Below are 17,143 nucleotides of genomic sequence, written 5' to 3' on the forward strand. Positions count from 1 at the left end.
TGGTACGGGCTCGTTGAGGGCGCGCGGCGCCGGTTGAACGGAAAGCCCGCATTCTTTCGATCCGGGCGCTGCCGCTCAAACAATCTCAAACGATTCTCAACACGGCCGGACCGGCCGCCCCGCACGGCAGCCGGCGCCGTGCCGACCGCCCGTCTACACGACCTTCACGCGCCGCCGAACACGCGTTCCCACAGCGCCGTCACGGCCGCGCGCTCGCCGGCCACCACCGCCGGATCGACGCGCGCCTTCTCCATCCCGTCGAGCCGCAGCTTGTGCTGCAGCTTGCGGTACTTGCGGTACGCCGCGCCGACGCGCTCGGCCTCGTCCTCGCCCATCAGTCCGAAGCGCGCGACCTCGCGCAGCAGCGCGATGTTGCCGGTATTGCGGATCAGCTCGGCGTCGCTCGACGCATGCAGCAGCACCCAGTACTGGACGATGAACTCGATGTCGACCATCCCGCCGCGATCGTGCTTCAGGTCGAACAGGTCGGTGTGGTTCGGATGGCCGGCAAATACCTTGCCGCGCATGTCGACGATCTCCTTCGCGAGCACCGCCCCGTCGCGCGGCGTCGTCAGCACCTGCTGGCGGATCGCCTCGAAATCCGCGCCGATCTGCGCGTCGCCCGCGCTGTAGCGGGCGCGCGTCAGCGCCTGGTGCTCCCACACCCACGCGGTGTTCGCCGCATCGCCCTCGCGCAGCTGGTAGCGGCGGAACGCGTCGAGATCGGTGACGAGCAGCCCGGCCTCGCCGTTCGGCCGCAGCCGCAGGTCGATGTCGAACAGCGCGCCCGCGCCGGTCGCGGTCGTGAGCCACGTGATCAGGCGCCGGGTGAACGTCGTGTAGACGTCCGCCGAGCGCTCGTCCGGGTCGTCGTACAGGAAGATCAGGTCGAGATCCGACGCGTAGCCGAGCTCCTTGCCGCCCAGCTTGCCGTACGCGATCACCGCGAACTTCGGCACGTCGCGGTGGCGCTTCGCGAGCTGCGACCAGACGACCTCGATCGTCACGTCGAGCACCGCGTCGGCCAGCTCGGACAGCCGGTCGCTCACGTGCTCGACCGACAGTTGCCCGGCCAGGTCGATCAGCAGGATCCGGAACACCTCCGCGTGCTGCGCATGACGCAGCAGGTCCATCTGCTGCTCGGGGCCGTCGGCCGCCGCGAGCCGCGCGCGCAGCGCATCCTTGAACGCGGGCCAGTCGAACGGGCTCGCGATCGCCTCGTCGTCGAGCAGCTCGTCGAGCAACTGCGGATGGCGGATCAGGTAGCCGCCGCCCCAGCGCGTCGCGCCGAGCACCGACAGCACGCGGTCGAGCGCGGCCGGATATTCGGTCAGCAGCGCGAGATAGACACCGCGCCGGCTGACCGTCTCCAGCAGGTCGAACAGGCGCACGATCGTGTCGTCGCGGCGCGCGGCGTCGATCTTCGGCGCGGCGTCGAGCGCGCGCTGCGCGACGCTGTCGAAGCGCTGCCGGCTCTTTTCCGGCAGCCCGGCGTAGCGCGACGATTGCCAGATCGCGCGCAGCCGCGCGAGCACGGCGGCCGGATCGGCGAAACCCAGCCCGTCGAGGCGCGCGACCAGCGCGTCGTCCTCGCCGTCGTCGGCCAGCGCGCCGCTCCAGATCCACGCGGCCGCCGTGTCGTCGCCGGCCGCGCAGGGCCCGCCGTTCGCCTTGTCGGCAAAAATCTGGTCGAACTGCGCTTCGACGAACGTGCGGTGGCCGTCCAGCACCGTCATCAGCGCCGCGTAGTCGGCAAAACCGAGCGACGCGGCCAGCGCCGCGCGCTCGTCGGGCTCGACCGGCATCGCGTGCGTCTGCGCGTCGTTGCGGTACTGCAGCCGGTGCTCGAGCGTGCGCAGGAAGTTATAGGCATCGGTCAGGCGCGCGCGCACGTCGTCGCCGATCAGCCCGCGTGCCTGCGCATGCCGCAGCACCGCGAGCGTCGGCCGCACGCGGAATCCCGCATCCTGGCCGCCGCGGATCAGCTGGAACACCTGCGCGCTGAACTCGATCTCGCGGATCCCGCCGCGCCCGAGCTTGATGTCGTCGGCCTTGTCGGGCCGCATCGACGCGCGCCGCGCGGCTTCGTGCCGGATCTGCTGGTGCAGCGAACGGATCGCGCCGATCACGCCGAAATCCAGATAGCGGCGGTAGACGAACGGCTTGACGATCGATTCGAGCTGCGCCGCGAGCCGCTGCGCCGCGTCGCTGTCGCCTTCCGACACGAGCCGCCCCTTGATCCACGCATAGCGCTCCCACTCGCGCCCCTGCACGTAGAAATATTCCTCGAGCATGCCGATGCTGCAGACGAGCGGCCCCGAATCGCCGTTCGGGCGCAGCCGCATGTCGACGCGAAACACGTAGCCGTCGGCCGTAACCTCGGACAGCACGCCGATCAGGCGCCGGCCGAGCCGCGTGAAGTATTCCTGGGTGGACAGCGGCGAACGCGTGCCGCCGGTGGTTTCGCCGTCGTCCTCGTAGACGAAGATCAGATCGATGTCCGACGACACGTTCAGCTCGCGGCCGCCGAGCTTGCCCATCCCGACCACGCCGAGCACGACGCGCTGGCCGTCGGCGCCGCGCGGCTCGCCGTACTGCGCCTCGAGTTCGGCCGACAGCAGCGCGAGCGAGCGCTGCACGGCCACTTCGGCGAGATCGGTCATTGCGCCCGTCACTTCGGCGACGTCCGCCAGCCCGCGCAGGTCGCGCTCCGCGACCGCGCCGAACGCCTCGATGCGCAACTGCCGCAGCGCGCGCTTCAGTTGCTCGTCGCCCGGCGCGGCCGTGCCGGCCGGCGTCGCGAGCAGCTCGGTGAGGCGCGCGTCGAGCTGCGCGCGGCCGAGCGGCGCGGCCGCCCACGCGGCGACCTGCTCGGCCAGCGCGGGCCGCGCGGCAGCCGCGCGGGCAAGGTATCGGGAATAAGACGTGCTGATCAGGGCGGAAGCGTCGGTCATCGAGAAGCGGGCCTGGCGAAAAGGCCGGCGGGCAGCGCGCCGCTGCCGACCGGCCCCATGGACTCGGCGCGGCCTCGCCGGACGCGCGTGCGCCCGTCGCGACACCGCGCGCCGGAAAGCCCGTGCCATACGGCCCCAACGGCCGCCGACACGAACCCGTGTGATACATTTCAACGTCAGTCTGCAAAACTACCATATCGCCGCCCGTCCGCCGCATGTCCGACCGTCAGGAATCCGCCGTAGCTGCGCCCGAAGCGGGACCTCCGAAGCACGATCATCCGGTCCTGCGTCGCGTGTTCAGGGTGACGCTGGCAGTCGGGATCGGCACCTACTTCGTCGCGGCCGGCACCTTCCTCGGGCTGCGCTACGTGGTACTGCCCCGCATCGACGAATTCCGCCCGCGCATCGAGCGCGCGGTGTCCGACAAGCTCCACGCGCAGCTTTCGATCGGCAAGCTTTCCCCGAACTGGTCCGGCATGCAGCCGGGCGTCGAACTCACGAACCTGACGATCCGCGGCCGTGACGGCAAGGTCGCGCTGTCGGTGCCGCACGCGACGGCCGCGCTGTCGTGGATGTCGCTGCTGCGGCTGTCGCCCGCGCTGTCGAGCCTGATCGTCGACGAGCCCGACCTCGTCGTCGCGCGGGCGGCCGACGGCTCGCTGAGCATCGCGGGCGTCGGCGTGGCCACCACCCACGGCGGCAACGACACGTTCGGCACCTGGCTGCTGAACCAGGAGGCGATCGTGCTGCGCGGCGGCACGCTGCGCTGGCGCGACGCGCAGCACGACGCCCCGGAGCTCGTGCTGTCCGGTATCCGGCTCGCGGTGCTCAACGACGGCCGCGTGCACAAGGCGGCGTTGCAGGCGCCCGCGAACGGCACGCTGCTGCTCGGCCCGCTCGATTTCCGCGCCCGCTTCAAGCACAAGCCGCTCGCACCGATCGGCAAGCCGGCGAACTGGACCGGCGACGCGTACCTGTCGACCGGCCCCGTCGACCTGCAGACGCTCACGCGCTATCTCGACGTGCCGCTCACGATCCACGCGGGCCGGATCGACAACGCGATCTGGGCGACCTTCGGCGACGGCCACCTGCGCTCGGCGGGCGGCGACCTGCAAGGCGCCGACGTCGCGCTGCGCGTGCGGCCGACGCAGCCGCGGCTCGACGTGCCGACGGTCGGCTTCGGCTGGGACATGGTGCTCGATGCGGGCCACGACTACACGCTGCACCTGACCCGCTTCAATGCGGAGCTCGGCCAGCCGCCGCTGCCGGACGGCACGCCGCTCGCCCGCTCGCTCGCGCTGTCGAGGCTGACCGCGCGCTACCGCGTGCCGACCGCGAACCAGGGGCAACTGCTCAGCGTGGTCGGCGACCGCGTCGATCTCGGCATCCTCAGCGAATTCATCCGCGGGCTGCCGCTGCCGGCGCGCCTGCGCAACGAGCTGATCAAGATCGACCCGCGCGGGATGGTGTCGAACTATCACATCGAGGTCGAGCGCGCGAAACCCGCGCACGCCGATCTCGCCGACGAGGAGCGGCGCATGGGCGCCGCGCCGATCGTCCGCTACCGCTTCCTCGGCGATCTGCAAGGCATCAGCTTCGCCGCGCAGGAGCCGCCGCCCGGGCTCTCGCCGCGCGGCCACCCGCGCGCCGGCTGGCCGGGCGTCGAGAACCTGTGGGGCCGCGTCGATGCGAACGAGACGGGCGGCGCCGCGCATATCGACACGGTCCACGCGGCCGTCACCGTGCCCGGCGAATTCGACGAGCCGCGCCTGACGTTCGACCGGCTGCGCGGCAACGCCAAATGGACGATCACGCCCGCGCCCGGCGACAAGCATGCGCGCGTCGACGTGTCGCTGCCCGACCTGCTCGTGTCGAACCCCGATGCCGAAATCGCGGTGTCGGGCTCGTACACGAACCCCGGCCACGGCCGCGGCTCGCTCGACCTGCGCGCCGATTTCGCGCGCGCGTCGGTCGCGCGCATTCCGCGCTACCTGCCGACCGGGATGTCCGAGCACCTGCGCGACTATCTCGGCCACGCGCTGCAGGACGGCAACGTGAGCAAGGGCGCGTCGATCGTCGCGCGCGGCCCGCTCGAGAAATTCCCGTTCGAACACGAGCCGGACGCCGGCGTGTTCCACATCGTCGCGCCGTTCACCGGCGGCCGCTTCGAGCCGACGCCGTATCCGCCGCGCAAGCTCGCGAACGGCACGCCGAGCGTCTGGCCGGCGCTCGACGGGATCGACGGCGTGTTCGAGCTCGCGCAGAACAAGCTGCGTTTCGACATCCACCGCGCGCACTACAAGCGCGTCGCGCTGACGAAGGTCGCGGGCCGCATCGACGATCTCGGCAATCCGTCGCACTCGCCGCTGATCATCGACGGCCATGCGCAGGGCCCGCTCGCCGACCTGATCGACTACGCGGACAACAGCTCGCTCGGCACGATGAGCAACCATATCGGCCAGCGGATCGACGCGCAGGGGCCCGCGTCGCTCGGGCTCAAGATCACGATTCCGCAGCACGTCGCCCATCCGCACACGCACATCGAGGGCGCGCTCGCGTTCGGCGGCAACACGCTGTCGACGAGCGGCGTGCCGCCGCTGTCGGCGCTGCGCGGCAGCGTCCGCTTCACCGAGGCCGGCGCATCGCTGCACGACCTGGCGGGGCGCTTCCTCGGCGGCCCGGTGCGCGCGAACGGCAGCTTCCGGTCGCACGGCCCGTACGCGGTGGACGTCGACGGCCGGCTCGCGCTCGACGCCGCGCGCGGCCTGAACCTGCACGGCGCGGCCGCCGCGCTGCTCGAACACGTGGTCGGCGACGCGCCGTACAAGGTCGCGGTGCGCGGCGCGCCGGGCCGCCTGCCCGACGTCAGCGCGCAATCCGACCTGACGGGCGTCGCGCTGAACTTCCCGGCGCCGTTCGCGAAACCGGCCGGCACGCCGATGCCGTTCCGCTTCACGCTGCAGCCGGCGCCGCAGACGGACGGCAAGCGCCTCGAACACGCCGACCTGACGCTCGGCCCGGTGACCGCGACCTACCTGCTCGACGCGACGCCCGGCCAGCCGCTGCGCGCGGTGCGCGGCGCGATGGGCATCCACCGGATGCCCGACATGCCGCAGGACGGCGTGAGCGCGGCCGTCGACGTCGACGAACTGGACGCCGACGCGTGGCTCGCCCTCGCCCATACGCTGAAGCCCGACACGCCGCGCGCACCGGCGCCGCCCGCCGCGCCGCGCGTCGATTTCGCGAGCTTCGCGCCGAAGCGCTTCGCGTTCCATTTCGGCACGCTGAAGCTGCTCAAGCGCAACTGGGAGAACGTGATCGTCGGCGCGTCGCACGTCGACGACCTCTGGCAGGCGAACATCGCGTCGAACCAGGTGTCGGGCTACCTGTCGTGGGCGCCGGGCGGCGGCCACAACGGCGCGGGCGTGCTGAACGCGCGGCTCGCGAAGCTCGTCGTGCCGCAGAGTGCGCAGCACGACCTCGTCGGCCGCGCGATGAACCTGCCGACGCCGACCGACCGCCCGATGCCGTCGATCGACCTGATCGTCGACCAGGTCGTCGCGCGCGATCACGACATCGGCCGGCTCGTCGTCAACGCGCGCAACATCGACGAAGACGGCACGCCCGTGTGGCAGCTCGACAAGCTGGAGCTGTCGAACCCGGACGCGAAGCTCACGGCGACCGGCAACTGGCGCACGTCGCGCCGCGCGCTCGCCCGCGGCGCCGACGAAACCGACGCGCCGCGCCGCACCGTGTTCGACTTCAAGCTCGACATCGACAACGCGGGCGCGCTGCTCGACCGCGTCGGCCTGCCGCGCACGCTCGCGAACGGTCACGGCTCGGTCACCGGCAAGGTCGGCTGGCGCGGCGGCCCGACCGCGCTCGACTTCCCGTCGCTCGGCGGCCAGGTCGCGATCGACCTCGAACACGGACAGATCCTGAAGGTCGATCCGGGCGCGGCCAAACTGCTCGGCGTGCTGAGCCTGCAGAGCCTCGCGCGCTTCCTGACGCTGAACTTCCGCGACGTGGTCGGCAAGGGGCTGCCGTTCGACAAGATCACCGGTACCGGCCGGATTTCGAACGGGATCGCGCGCACCGACGACTTCTCGATGACGACGGCGCCCGCGAACGTGACGGTGCGCGGCGCGGTCGATCTCGGCACCGAGACGCAGGACCTGCACGCGCACGTCGCGCCGAAGATCGGCGCCGGCACCGCGGCGATCGCGGCCGCGATCATCAACCCGCTGCTCGGCGTCGGCGTGCTGGCCGCAAACTACGCGCTGTCGGAGACGCTGTCGCGCGCGTTCGCGCTCGACTACGCGATCACCGGCTCGTGGGCGCACCCGCACATCGAGCGGGTGCGGAGCGATCAGGGTAAGATGAATCACGGTCCGGCCGATGCATCGAGCCATTGAACGCGCATCGAACCGCGGCGCGCCGGGCCGCACCCCATTTATGACGCAACCGATTCCGCGATGACCGACCACGCCCGTTCCGCCACGCCCTTCCCGGTCGCCGCGCTGCAGATGGTGAGCACGCCGGACGTCGCCCGCAATCTCGCCGAAGCGCGCCGCCTGATCGCGGAAGCCGCCGGCGAAGGCGCGCAGCTCGTGCTGCTGCCCGAGTATTTCTGCTTCATGGGCCACCGCGACACCGACAAGCTCGCGCTCGCCGAACCGTACCGGGACGGCCCGATCCAGCAGTTCCTCGCCGACGCCGCGCGCCGCCACGGCATCTGGGTGATCGGCGGCACGCTGCCGCTGAAGGCGCCGGAACCCGATCGCGTGCTGAACACGACGCTCGTGTTCGATCCGTCGGGCAACGAGGCTGCCCGCTACGACAAGATCCACCTGTTCAACTTCGAGAAAGGCGACGAATCGTTCGACGAGGCGCGCACGATCCGCGCGGGCGACACGGTCGTCGCGTTCGACGCGCCGTTCGGGCAGGTCGGCCTGTCGGTCTGTTACGATCTCCGCTTTCCCGAGCTGTATCGCCGCATGGGCGACTGCGCGCTGATGGTCGTGCCGTCGGCGTTTACGTATACGACGGGCCGCGCGCACTGGGAAATGCTGCTGCGCGCGCGGGCCGTCGAAAACCAGTGCTACGTGCTCGCGGCCGCGCAGGGCGGCAAGCACGAGAACGGCCGGCGCACGTGGGGCCACAGCATGCTGATCGACCCGTGGGGCGAGATCGTCGCGGTGCGCGACGAGGGCGCGAGCGTCGTGCTCGGCACGCTCGATCCGCAACGCATCGCCGACGTACGCCAGAGCCTGCCCGCGTGGCGGCACCGCGTGCTGAGCTGAATTCGCCGCACCGCTTGAAACGCCGCGCGGCCCACCCATCTGCCCGGCAGCACCCGACAACTTTTTGAGAACTCCCGATATCCGCATGAACATCATCGAACCCGGCATCCGCAACCTCGCGCTGGCGAAGGACATCCTGCTCACGCCGTACGGCCTCGACGAAAGCCTGCTCACGCGCACGATCGCCGACATCTTCACGCATCGCGTCGACTACGCGGACCTGTACTTCCAGGCGACCCGCAGCGAAGCGTGGAGCCTCGAGGAAGGCATCGTCAAATCGGGCAGCTTCAGCATCGACCAGGGCGTCGGCGTGCGCGCGGTCGCGGGCGACCGCACCGCGTTCGCGTACTCGGACGACCTGTCGCCCGAAGCGATCGCGCAAGCTGCTGCCGCGACCAAGGCGATCGCGGCGGCCGGCGGCGGCCGCCAGAAGATCAAGGCCGCCTCGTCGCTGACCGGCATCTCGGGCCGCGACCTGTACCTGCCGTCCGACCCGCTCGCGTCGCTCGACGCGACGGCCAAGGTCAAGCTGCTCGAACGCATCGAGCAGATGGCGCGCGGGCGCGACCCGCGCGTCACGCAGGTGATGGCCGGCCTCGCCGGCGAATACGACGTCGTGCTGGTCGCGCGCAGCGACGGCGCGCTCGCGGCCGACATCCGCCCGCTCGTGCGCGTGTCGGTCACGGTGATCGCCGAACAGAACGGCCGCCGCGAGATCGGCTCCGGCGGCGGCGGCGGCCGCTTCGACTACGGCTACTTCACCGATGACATCCTGTCGCGCTACGTCGACGACGCCGTGCACGCGGCGCTCGTCAACCTCGACGCACGCCCCGCGCCGGCCGGCGCGATGACGGTCGTGCTCGGGCCGGGCTGGCCGGGCGTACTGCTGCACGAGGCGATCGGCCACGGGCTCGAGGGCGACTTCAACCGCAAGGGCTCGTCCGCGTTCGCGGGCCGGATCGGCGAGCAGGTCGCCGCGAAGGGCGTGACGGTGGTCGACGACGGCACGCTGCCGAACCGCCGCGGTTCGCTGAACATCGACGACGAAGGCAACCCGACGCAGTGCACGACGCTGATCGAGGACGGCATCCTGAAGGGCTACATCCAGGACACGCTGAACGCGCGCCTGATGAAGATGCCGGTCACGGGCAACGCGCGGCGCGAGTCGTACGCGGCGCTGCCGATGCCGCGCATGACGAACACCTACATGCTGAACGGCGACAAGGATCCGCAGGAAATCATCGCGTCGGTGAAGAACGGCCTGTACGCGGTGAACTTCGGCGGCGGCCAGGTCGACATCACGAACGGCAAGTTCGTGTTCTCGGCGTCCGAGGCGTACATGATCGAGAACGGCAAGGTCACCTACCCGGTGAAGGGCGCGACGCTGATCGGCAGCGGCCCGGAATCGCTGAAGTACGTGAGCATGATCGGCAACGACATGTCGCTCGACACGGGCGTCGGCGTATGCGGCAAGGAAGGCCAGAGCGTGCCGGTCGGCGTCGGCCAGCCGACCCTGCGGATCGACAAGATGACGGTCGGCGGTACGGCATAACCGCATCGCGGCGCAGATAATCCGCGCATTTTGAGGAAAACGCGCGGATTGTCCGCATTTTTGAACGCCCCCGGTTGCCAGCCGCGCGCGGACCGGGTATAAATTCCGAATCAACTTTTTTGACGAGCCGAATTTCCGTCATGTCCGCCAAGTTTTACTTTTACTTTTTTTGGTATCTCAGACCGCTGGCGGATCGAGAGGGTTGATGGCGCGTGAAGCGCAACCGAAATTCCCGAAAAAACCGCCGGCGAACCCGGCGGTTTTTTTTCGCCCTTCGTCAGCCGATCGCCGCCGCAGCGGATCCCGCGGCCGTGACCGAAACCACTGAATTGCCTGAATTGATGAATCTGCCGCACGCGCACTGACCGAACGGCGCCCGGAACCAAGGAGAAACAGCATGCCCCCGCACAACACCGACGACGTCCGCATTCGCGAACTCAAGGAACTGACGCCGCCCGCCCACCTGATCCGCGAATTCGCGTGCTCCGAAGCCGCGTCCGAGCTGATCTACACCTCGCGCCAGTCGATGCACCGCATCCTGCACGGGATGGACGACCGGCTGATCGTCGTGATCGGGCCGTGCTCGATCCATGACACGAAGGCGGCGATCGAGTACGCGGGCCGGCTCGTGAAGGAGCGCGACCGGTTCAAGGGCGAGCTGGAAATCGTGATGCGCGTGTACTTCGAGAAGCCGCGCACGACGGTCGGCTGGAAGGGGCTGATCAACGATCCGCACCTCGACAACAGCTTCAAGATCAACGACGGGCTGCGCACCGCACGCGAGCTGCTGCTGCAGATCAACGAAATGGGGCTGCCGGCCGCGACCGAATACCTCGACATGATCAGCCCGCAGTACATCGCCGACCTGATCTCGTGGGGCGCGATCGGTGCACGCACGACCGAGTCGCAGGTGCACCGCGAACTGGCGTCGGGGCTGTCGTGCCCGGTCGGCTTCAAGAACGGCACCGACGGCAACGTGAAGATCGCGGTCGACGCGATCAAGGCCGCGTCGCAGCCGCACCATTTCCTGTCGGTGACGAAGGGCGGCCATTCGGCGATCGTGTCGACGGCCGGCAACGAGGACTGCCACGTGATCCTGCGCGGCGGCAAGGCGCCGAACTACGACGCGGACAACGTGAACGCCGCGTGCGCGGACATCGGCAAGGCCGGCCTCGCCGCGCGCCTGATGATCGACGCGAGCCACGCGAACAGCTCGAAGAAGCACGAGAACCAGATTCCCGTGTGCGCCGACATCGGCCGCCAGATCGCGGCCGGCGACGAGCGCATCGTCGGCGTGATGATCGAGTCGCACCTCGTCGAGGGCCGCCAGGACCTGAAGGAAGGCTGCGCGCTGACCTACGGCCAGAGCATCACCGACGCGTGCATCGCGTGGGACGACAGCGTGAAGGTGCTCGAAGGCCTCGCGGAATCGGTGAAGGCGCGGCGCGTCGCGCGCGGCAGCGGGAACTGAAGGACGCCGACAGGCTGACCGTATGGCCCCGCCTCGCGGCGAAATGGCCACGCGGCCAGCCTGCGGTCGGCGTGTCGCTCTGCTAGACTAGCTAACATCATCTAGCTAACCAAGGGGATCGACCATGTCGACCGTCAACATGCACGATGCCAAGTCGCGGCTTTCCAGCCTCGTGGAAGCGCTTGAATCGGGGCGCGAAGCCGAAGTCGTGATCGCCCGCAATGGTCATCCGGTCGCCCGGATCGTTCCGTACACCGCGCCGAAGCGGATCGGCGCGGCCCGTCAGTTGCTTGCCGGATTGAACATCCCGACCAGCGTCGAGGCATTCAATGCCGGCGATGAATCGATCGCCGCCGACTTCGATGCCAGCTCGGACCAAGGGCTTGCACCGTGAAGCTGCTGCTCGATACGCACATCGCGCTCTGGGCGGCTGAAGGCGCGCCGCAACTTTCGGCAACCGCGGCCGCATGGATCGAACATCCCCAAAACACGCTGTACGTCAGCGCCGCGTCGATTTGGGAAATCGCGATCAAATACCGCAAAGGCAATCTGCCCGTCCATCCGAGAGATGCGCGTTCGGCATTTCGGCTTGCAGGTTTTGCGGAGTTGCCGATCAGCAGCGATCACGCCGAGGCAGTCGCCACGTTGCCGGATTTCCCGGACCATGCCGATCCGTTCGACCGCATGATGGTCGCGCAGGCACTCCATGAGGGCATGCCGCTCGTCAGTGCCGATCCGAAGGTGTGGCGCTACCATGCAACGCTGATGTTGCGCGCCTGACGTCGCCTGCCCGGCGCCGCAAGTAAAAAGCCCGGCTAGCGCCGGGCTTTTTACTTGCATCGCTGCATTGGCCGGGACCGGCCACCGGTACCTCATTCGAGCGCGCCGGACCCGAAGATCTCGGTATTCACGCGCTCCGGTGCGACGCCGAGCGCGACGAGCGCGTCGCGCTGCGCCTTCATGAACGCGACCGGCCCGCAGATGTAGTAATCGGCGTCCGGCACCCGCGCGTACTGCTGCACGCGTTCCGGCGTGAGGCGCCCTTCGAGGTCGTGATCGATGCCGACGCGATCGTTCGGGCCGACCACTTCGTACAGCACCGTGCGCTGGACGTTCGCGTGCTCGCGCGCCGCGTCGTTCAGCCAGTCGCGGAACGCGTGCACCGCGCCCGAACGGCAGGCGTGGATGAACCGCACGTCGCGCTGGCTGCCCGCGGCGATCAGCGTCGACGCCATCGACATCATCGGCGTGATGCCGACCCCGCCCGAGATCAGCACGACCGGCGTATCGACGTCGCGCTTCAGCGAGAAGTCGCCCATCGGCGCGGTTACTTCGACGATCGCGCCTGCTTCCACGCCATCGTGCATCAGCGTCGACACCTTGCCGGCCGGGATCGCCTCCGGCTTGCCGGCCTCGCGCTTCACCGAGATGCGCAGCCACTTGCCGTGCGGCGCGTCGGACAGGCTGTACTGGCGCGGCTGGTCGACGCCGAGCTCGCCGACGAAGCGCTTCACCGTGATGTACTGGCCCGGCTCGAACGTCGGCGCGTCGCCGCCGTCGGCGGGCGTCAGGTAGAACGACGTGATCTCGTCGCTTTCACGCACCTTGCGCGCGACCTTGAACGGCCGGAAGCCGCTCCACGCGGCGTTCGCGTACAGGTCGGCCTCGGCGCCGATCATGATCTGCGCGAGCTGGCCGTACGCGACGCGCCACGCTTCCAGCGTGTCGGCATCGACCGCGTCGCCGAGCACCTCGACGATCGACGCGAGCAGGTGCTCGCCGACGATCGGGTAATGCTCGGGGCGGATGTTCAGGCTCGCGTGCTTGTGCGAGATCCGCGACACCGCGCCGCCCAGTGCGCCGAGGTTGTCGATGTTCGCCGCGTACGCATAGACGGCCTTCGCGAGCGTCTCGGGCTGGCTGCCGGTCTTCTGGTGCGTCTGGTTGAACAGGTTCTTCAGTTCCGGATGACGCGCGAACATGCGCTGATAAAAATGCTTCGTGATCGTCGCGCCGTGCTCGGCAAGGACGGGGGCGGTGGCCTTCACACGGGCCATCTGGTCAGCGGTGAGGTGGGTCATGTTCGTTCTCCGTTAAACATGCTCATACGATACATGTTTAAAAACGCGCGCTCCCCAGGCAAATTGTCGCAGTGCGCAAAACCGCGACGGCGCGCTAGCGCACGCGCCCGCGCTCCCACAGCACGTCGGTGCCGCCGTCGGCGCGGTTCAGTACGCGCGCCAGCACGAACAGCAGGTCGGACAGCCGGTTCACGTACCGCCGCGGCGCATCATTGAGCGTGTCGCCGCGCCCGAGCGCGACGATCGAGCGCTCCGCGCGGCGGCACACGGTTCGGCACACGTGCGCGAGCGACGCCGCGCGCGAGCCGGCCGGCAGGATGAATTCCTTCAACGGCGGCAGCGTCGCGTTGTAATCGGCGAGCCATCGGTCAAGGCGCGCGAGGTGCGTATCGTCGAGCACCGTGTGGCCGGGGATGCACAGCTCGCCGCCGAGATCGAACAGGTCGTGCTGGATCGTGACGAGCGCGGTGCGCACGTCGTCCGGCAGCGGCTCGGCCAGCAGCACCCCGAGCGTCGAGTTCAGTTCGTCGACGTCGCCGATCGCGGCGATCCGCGCGTCGTCCTTGCCGACGCGCCGTCCGTCGCCGAGGCCGGTGGTGCCGTCGTCGCCCGTGCGCGTCGCGATCTTGCTCAAGCGGTTGCCCATGCGAATGTCCTCTCGTGCGCGGCCGCGACGCGGCCCGGTTGGCTGGAACGCGATTATCGCAGCCCGCGGCGGGAGGCGCAGCAGGCGTTACAGCGTAGAATGGGCCGACGGTATGACAAGCAGTCAGGAGACATTCGTGAACCACCCTGCCCCGCCGGCCGCCACGCGCCGCCCGCTGCCCCCCGCCATGCTCGATGCGCTGCGCGCCGCCTTCGGCGAGCGTGTGTCGACCGCCGACGCGGTCCGCGCCCATCACGGCCGCGACGAATCGCCGTTCGATCCGCAACTGCCCGACGCCGTCGTGTTCGCGCGCAGCACCGACGACGTGCGCGAGGTCGTGTCGCTGTGCTCGCTCTACGGCGTGCCGCTGATCCCGTACGGCGCCGGCTCGTCGCTCGAAGGCCACCTGCTGGCGGTGCGCGGCGGCGTGTCGCTCGATCTGTCGGAAATGAATCGCGTGCTGTCGATCAACGCGGAAGACCTGACCGTGACGGTCGAGCCGGGCATCACGCGCAAGGCGCTCAACGAAGCGCTGCGCGACACCGGCCTGTTCTTCCCGATCGATCCGGGCGCCGACGCCAGCATCGGCGGGATGACCGCGACCCGCGCATCGGGCACCAACGCGGTGCGCTACGGCACGATGCGCGAGAACGTCCTCGGCCTGAGCGCGGTGCTCGCCGACGGCCGCGTGGTGAAAACCGGCTCGCGCGCACGCAAGTCGTCGGCCGGCTACGACCTCACGCGCCTGTTCGTCGGGTCTGAAGGCACGCTCGGCGTGATCACCGAGATCACGCTGCGCCTGCACCCGCTGCCCGAAGCCGTGTCGGCCGCGATCTGCACGTTCCCGACGATGAGCGACGCGGTGCGCACGGTGATCGAGACGATCCAGATCGGCGTGCCGATCGCGCGCGTCGAATTCGTCGATGCGCTCGCGGTGCGCTCGATCAACCGTCACTCGAACCTGACGCTGGCCGAAGCGCCGACGCTGTTCTTCGAATTCCACGGCACCGACGCCGGCGTGAAGGAACAGGCCGAACTCGTGCAGGCGCTCGCCGGCCAGAACGCCGGCCAGGGCTTCGAATGGGCGACCCGCCCCGAGGATCGCACGCGGCTCTGGTCCGCGCGCCACAACGCGTACTTCGCGATGCTGCAGCTGAAGCCCGGCTGCCGCGCGGTGACGACCGACGTGTGCGTGCCGATCTCGCAACTCGCCGCGTGCGTCGAGGAAACCGAGGTCGACCTGCGCGCGTCGTCGCTGCCCTGCCCGATCGTCGGCCACGTCGGCGACGGCAATTTCCACGTCGCGATCCTGATCGATCCCGACAAGCCCGAGGAGCTCGCCGAAGCCGAACACATCAACGACCGGATCGTCGAGCGCGCGCTGCGGCTGGGCGGCACCTGCACGGGCGAGCACGGCGTCGGGCTGCACAAGATGCGCTTCCTGCCGAAGGAGCACGGCGACAACGCGATCGACACGATGCGCGCGATCAAGCTCGCGCTCGATCCGCGCAACCTGATGAATCCGGGCAAGATTTTCACGTGCTGACACGGCGGCGCGAGCTCGCGCCGCACGCAGGAGACCTCATGAACGCTCCCGTCGAACTGTCGAGCGCCGCACGCGCGCAGCGCCAGCGCGAAGTCGTGCAGGCGCTGATGGCCGTGCTGCCGACGCACTGCCTGCTGTACCGCGACGAGGACACGGCGCCGTACGAATGCGACGGCCTGTCCGCGTACCGCCGCTTGCCGCTCGCGGTCGCGCTGCCCGAGACGGAATCGCAGGTGCAGCGGATCGTGCAGATCTGCCGCCGCATGGAAGTGCCGATCGTGCCGCGCGGCGCCGGCACGAGCCTGTCGGGCGGCGCGCTGCCGATCTCGCTCGGCGTCGTGCTGTCGCTCGCGCGCTTCACGCGCATCGTCGAGGTCGACCCGTACGCGCGCACGGCGACCGTGCAGCCCGGCGTGCGCAACCTCGCGATCTCGGAGGCGGCCGCGCCGTACGGCCTGTACTACGCACCCGATCCGTCGTCGCAGATCGCGTGCACGATCGGCGGCAACGTCGCGGAAAATTCCGGCGGCGTCCACTGCCTGAAATACGGGCTGACCGTGCACAACGTGATGCGCGTGCGTGCGGTGACGATCGACGGCGAGGTCGTCGAATTCGGCTCGCTCGCGCTCGACATGCCGGGCCTCGATCTACTCGCCGTGATGATCGGCAGCGAAGGGATGTTCGCGATCGTCACCGAGGTCACGGTGCGGCTGATCCCGAAGCCGCAGACCGCGCAGCTCGTGATGGCGAGCTTCGACGACGTCGTCAAGGGCGGCGAGGCGGTGGCGGCGATCATCGCGTCGGGCATCATCCCGGCCGGGCTCGAGATGATGGACAAGCCGGCCACGCAGGCCGTCGAGGCGTTCACGCACGCGGGCTACGACCTCGACGCGAAGGCGATCCTGCTGTGCGAATCGGACGGCACGCCGGAAGAGGTCGCCGAGGAAATCGTGCGGATGACGGCCGTGCTGCGCGAACACGGCGCGACGCGCATCCAGGTGTCGCGCAACGAACAGGAGCGGCTGCGCTACTGGTCCGGCCGCAAGAACGCATTCCCGGCCGCCGGCCGCATTTCCGCCGACTACTACTGCATGGACGGCACCGTGCCGCGCCGCGCGATCGGCCCGCTGCTCGCGCGCATCGAGCAGCTCGAAACGCGCTACGGGTTGCGCTGCATCAACGTGTTCCATGCGGGCGACGGCAACATGCATCCGCTGATCCTGTACAACGCGAACGATCCGGACGAGCTGCACCGCGCCGAGCAGTTCGGCGCGGAAATCCTCGAATGCTGCGTGGAATTCGGCGGCAGCGTGACCGGCGAGCACGGTGTCGGCATCGAAAAACTCAATTCGATGTGCGTGCAGTTCTCGCCGCAGGAGCGCGATGCGTTCTTCGCGGTCAAGCGCGCGTTCGATCCGGCCGGGCTGCTGAACCCGGACAAGGGCATCCCGACCCGCGCGCGCTGCGCCGAATACGGTCGCCAGCACGTGCGCGGCGGGCTGCTGCCGCACCCCGACCTGCCGCGTTTCTGAGCGGCGCGCGGGGCGCGGCCCGCACCGGCGGCCGCGGGGCGGTGGTCTGCCGCGCCCG

The 17,143-nt window shown here is 69.5% G+C and carries 12 protein-coding genes; 8 read left to right on the forward strand and 4 right to left on the reverse strand.

Translation table 11 applies throughout. The features are described from left to right. Positions 1 to 164 precede the first annotated feature (164 nt). A complete protein-coding gene (gene glnE / locus HWX14_RS07695) occupies positions 165 to 2,954 on the reverse strand; it encodes a bifunctional [glutamate--ammonia ligase]-adenylyl-L-tyrosine phosphorylase/[glutamate--ammonia-ligase] adenylyltransferase (protein WP_175882185.1) in 2,790 nt (929 codons plus the stop codon). Positions 2,955 to 3,169: 215 nt separating this feature from the next. On the opposite strand from glnE, the gene HWX14_RS07700 reads away from it, so the two are divergent. The 3 genes from HWX14_RS07700 to tldD all read left to right on the forward strand — a co-directional run bounded on the left by HWX14_RS07700 (position 3,170) and on the right by tldD (position 9,809). Next, entirely contained in the window at positions 3,170 to 7,369 is a 4,200-nt protein-coding gene (locus HWX14_RS07700; protein ID WP_175882186.1) for a YhdP family protein, read from the forward strand. 60 nt (positions 7,370 to 7,429) lie between these two features. Continuing rightward, on the forward strand, positions 7,430 to 8,257 hold the full coding sequence (locus HWX14_RS07705) for a carbon-nitrogen hydrolase family protein (protein WP_175882187.1): 828 nt from the start codon (positions 7,430 to 7,432) through the stop codon (positions 8,255 to 8,257). A gap of 85 nt (positions 8,258 to 8,342) precedes the next feature. Continuing rightward, a complete protein-coding gene (gene tldD / locus HWX14_RS07710; protein ID WP_175882188.1) occupies positions 8,343 to 9,809 on the forward strand; it encodes a metalloprotease TldD in 1,467 nt (488 codons plus the stop codon). 110 nt (positions 9,810 to 9,919) lie between these two features. On the opposite strand, the gene HWX14_RS07715 is transcribed toward tldD, so the two are convergent. Beyond that, positions 9,920 to 10,165: a hypothetical protein gene (locus HWX14_RS07715; RefSeq protein WP_175882189.1), complete on the reverse strand. Its 246-nt coding sequence runs from the start codon at positions 10,163 to 10,165 to the stop codon at positions 9,920 to 9,922. 41 nt (positions 10,166 to 10,206) lie between these two features. Here HWX14_RS07715 and aroG point away from each other — a divergent pair, with 41 nt between their 5' ends. The 3 genes from aroG (at position 10,207) to HWX14_RS07730 (ending at position 12,060) form a co-directional block, all read left to right on the forward strand. Then, positions 10,207 to 11,280: a 3-deoxy-7-phosphoheptulonate synthase AroG gene (gene aroG, locus HWX14_RS07720; RefSeq protein WP_175882190.1), complete on the forward strand. Its 1,074-nt coding sequence runs from the start codon at positions 10,207 to 10,209 to the stop codon at positions 11,278 to 11,280. 124 nt (positions 11,281 to 11,404) lie between these two features. Then, positions 11,405 to 11,674, forward strand: a complete 270-nt coding sequence (locus HWX14_RS07725; protein WP_059574295.1) for a type II toxin-antitoxin system Phd/YefM family antitoxin — start codon at positions 11,405 to 11,407, stop codon at positions 11,672 to 11,674. Further along, complete coding sequence (locus HWX14_RS07730; protein ID WP_175882191.1) at positions 11,671 to 12,060, forward strand: type II toxin-antitoxin system VapC family toxin; 390 nt, start codon at positions 11,671 to 11,673, stop codon at positions 12,058 to 12,060. The genes HWX14_RS07725 and HWX14_RS07730 overlap by 4 nt, the downstream gene beginning before the upstream one ends. 92 nt (positions 12,061 to 12,152) lie before the next feature. Here HWX14_RS07730 and hmpA read toward each other — a convergent pair whose 3' ends face one another. Beyond that, positions 12,153 to 13,361 carry an NO-inducible flavohemoprotein gene (gene hmpA / locus HWX14_RS07735; protein ID WP_175882192.1) on the reverse strand — a complete coding sequence of 403 codons (1,209 nt, stop codon included), beginning with the start codon at positions 13,359 to 13,361 and terminating at the stop codon, positions 12,153 to 12,155. Between the two features lie 94 nt (positions 13,362 to 13,455). Beyond that, the gene (locus HWX14_RS07740; RefSeq protein WP_175882193.1) at positions 13,456 to 14,007 is read right to left on the reverse strand and encodes a cob(I)yrinic acid a,c-diamide adenosyltransferase; all 552 of its coding nucleotides are present in this window, start codon (positions 14,005 to 14,007) and stop codon (positions 13,456 to 13,458) included. A gap of 136 nt (positions 14,008 to 14,143) precedes the next feature. On the opposite strand from HWX14_RS07740, the gene HWX14_RS07745 reads away from it, so the two are divergent. Both HWX14_RS07745 and HWX14_RS07750 read left to right on the forward strand, forming a co-directional pair. Continuing rightward, positions 14,144 to 15,553 (forward strand): FAD-linked oxidase C-terminal domain-containing protein, encoded by a 1,410-nt coding sequence (locus HWX14_RS07745; protein WP_175882194.1) that lies wholly within the window; start codon positions 14,144 to 14,146, stop codon positions 15,551 to 15,553. 38 nt (positions 15,554 to 15,591) lie between these two features. Next, positions 15,592 to 17,085: an FAD-linked oxidase C-terminal domain-containing protein gene (locus tag HWX14_RS07750; RefSeq protein ID WP_126359853.1), complete on the forward strand. Its 1,494-nt coding sequence runs from the start codon at positions 15,592 to 15,594 to the stop codon at positions 17,083 to 17,085. Positions 17,086 to 17,143: the final 58 nt, after the last annotated feature.

The sequence above is a fragment of the Burkholderia sp. BCC0044 genome, assembly GCF_902832955.1.
Classification (GTDB): domain Bacteria; phylum Pseudomonadota; class Gammaproteobacteria; order Burkholderiales; family Burkholderiaceae; genus Burkholderia.

Coding starts and splice junctions, on each gene's coding strand:
- glnE (WP_175882185.1), bottom strand. CDS start 2,954: ATGACCGACGCTTCCGCCCTGATCAGCACGTCTTATTCCCGATACCTT.
- HWX14_RS07700 (WP_175882186.1), top strand. CDS start 3,170: ATGTCCGACCGTCAGGAATCCGCCGTAGCTGCGCCCGAAGCGGGACCT.
- HWX14_RS07705 (WP_175882187.1), top strand. CDS start 7,430: ATGACCGACCACGCCCGTTCCGCCACGCCCTTCCCGGTCGCCGCGCTG.
- tldD (WP_175882188.1), top strand. CDS start 8,343: ATGAACATCATCGAACCCGGCATCCGCAACCTCGCGCTGGCGAAGGAC.
- aroG (WP_175882190.1), top strand. CDS start 10,207: ATGCCCCCGCACAACACCGACGACGTCCGCATTCGCGAACTCAAGGAA.
- HWX14_RS07725 (WP_059574295.1), top strand. CDS start 11,405: ATGTCGACCGTCAACATGCACGATGCCAAGTCGCGGCTTTCCAGCCTC.
- hmpA (WP_175882192.1), bottom strand. CDS start 13,361: ATGACCCACCTCACCGCTGACCAGATGGCCCGTGTGAAGGCCACCGCC.
- HWX14_RS07740 (WP_175882193.1), bottom strand. CDS start 14,007: ATGGGCAACCGCTTGAGCAAGATCGCGACGCGCACGGGCGACGACGGC.
- HWX14_RS07750 (WP_126359853.1), top strand. CDS start 15,592: ATGAACGCTCCCGTCGAACTGTCGAGCGCCGCACGCGCGCAGCGCCAG.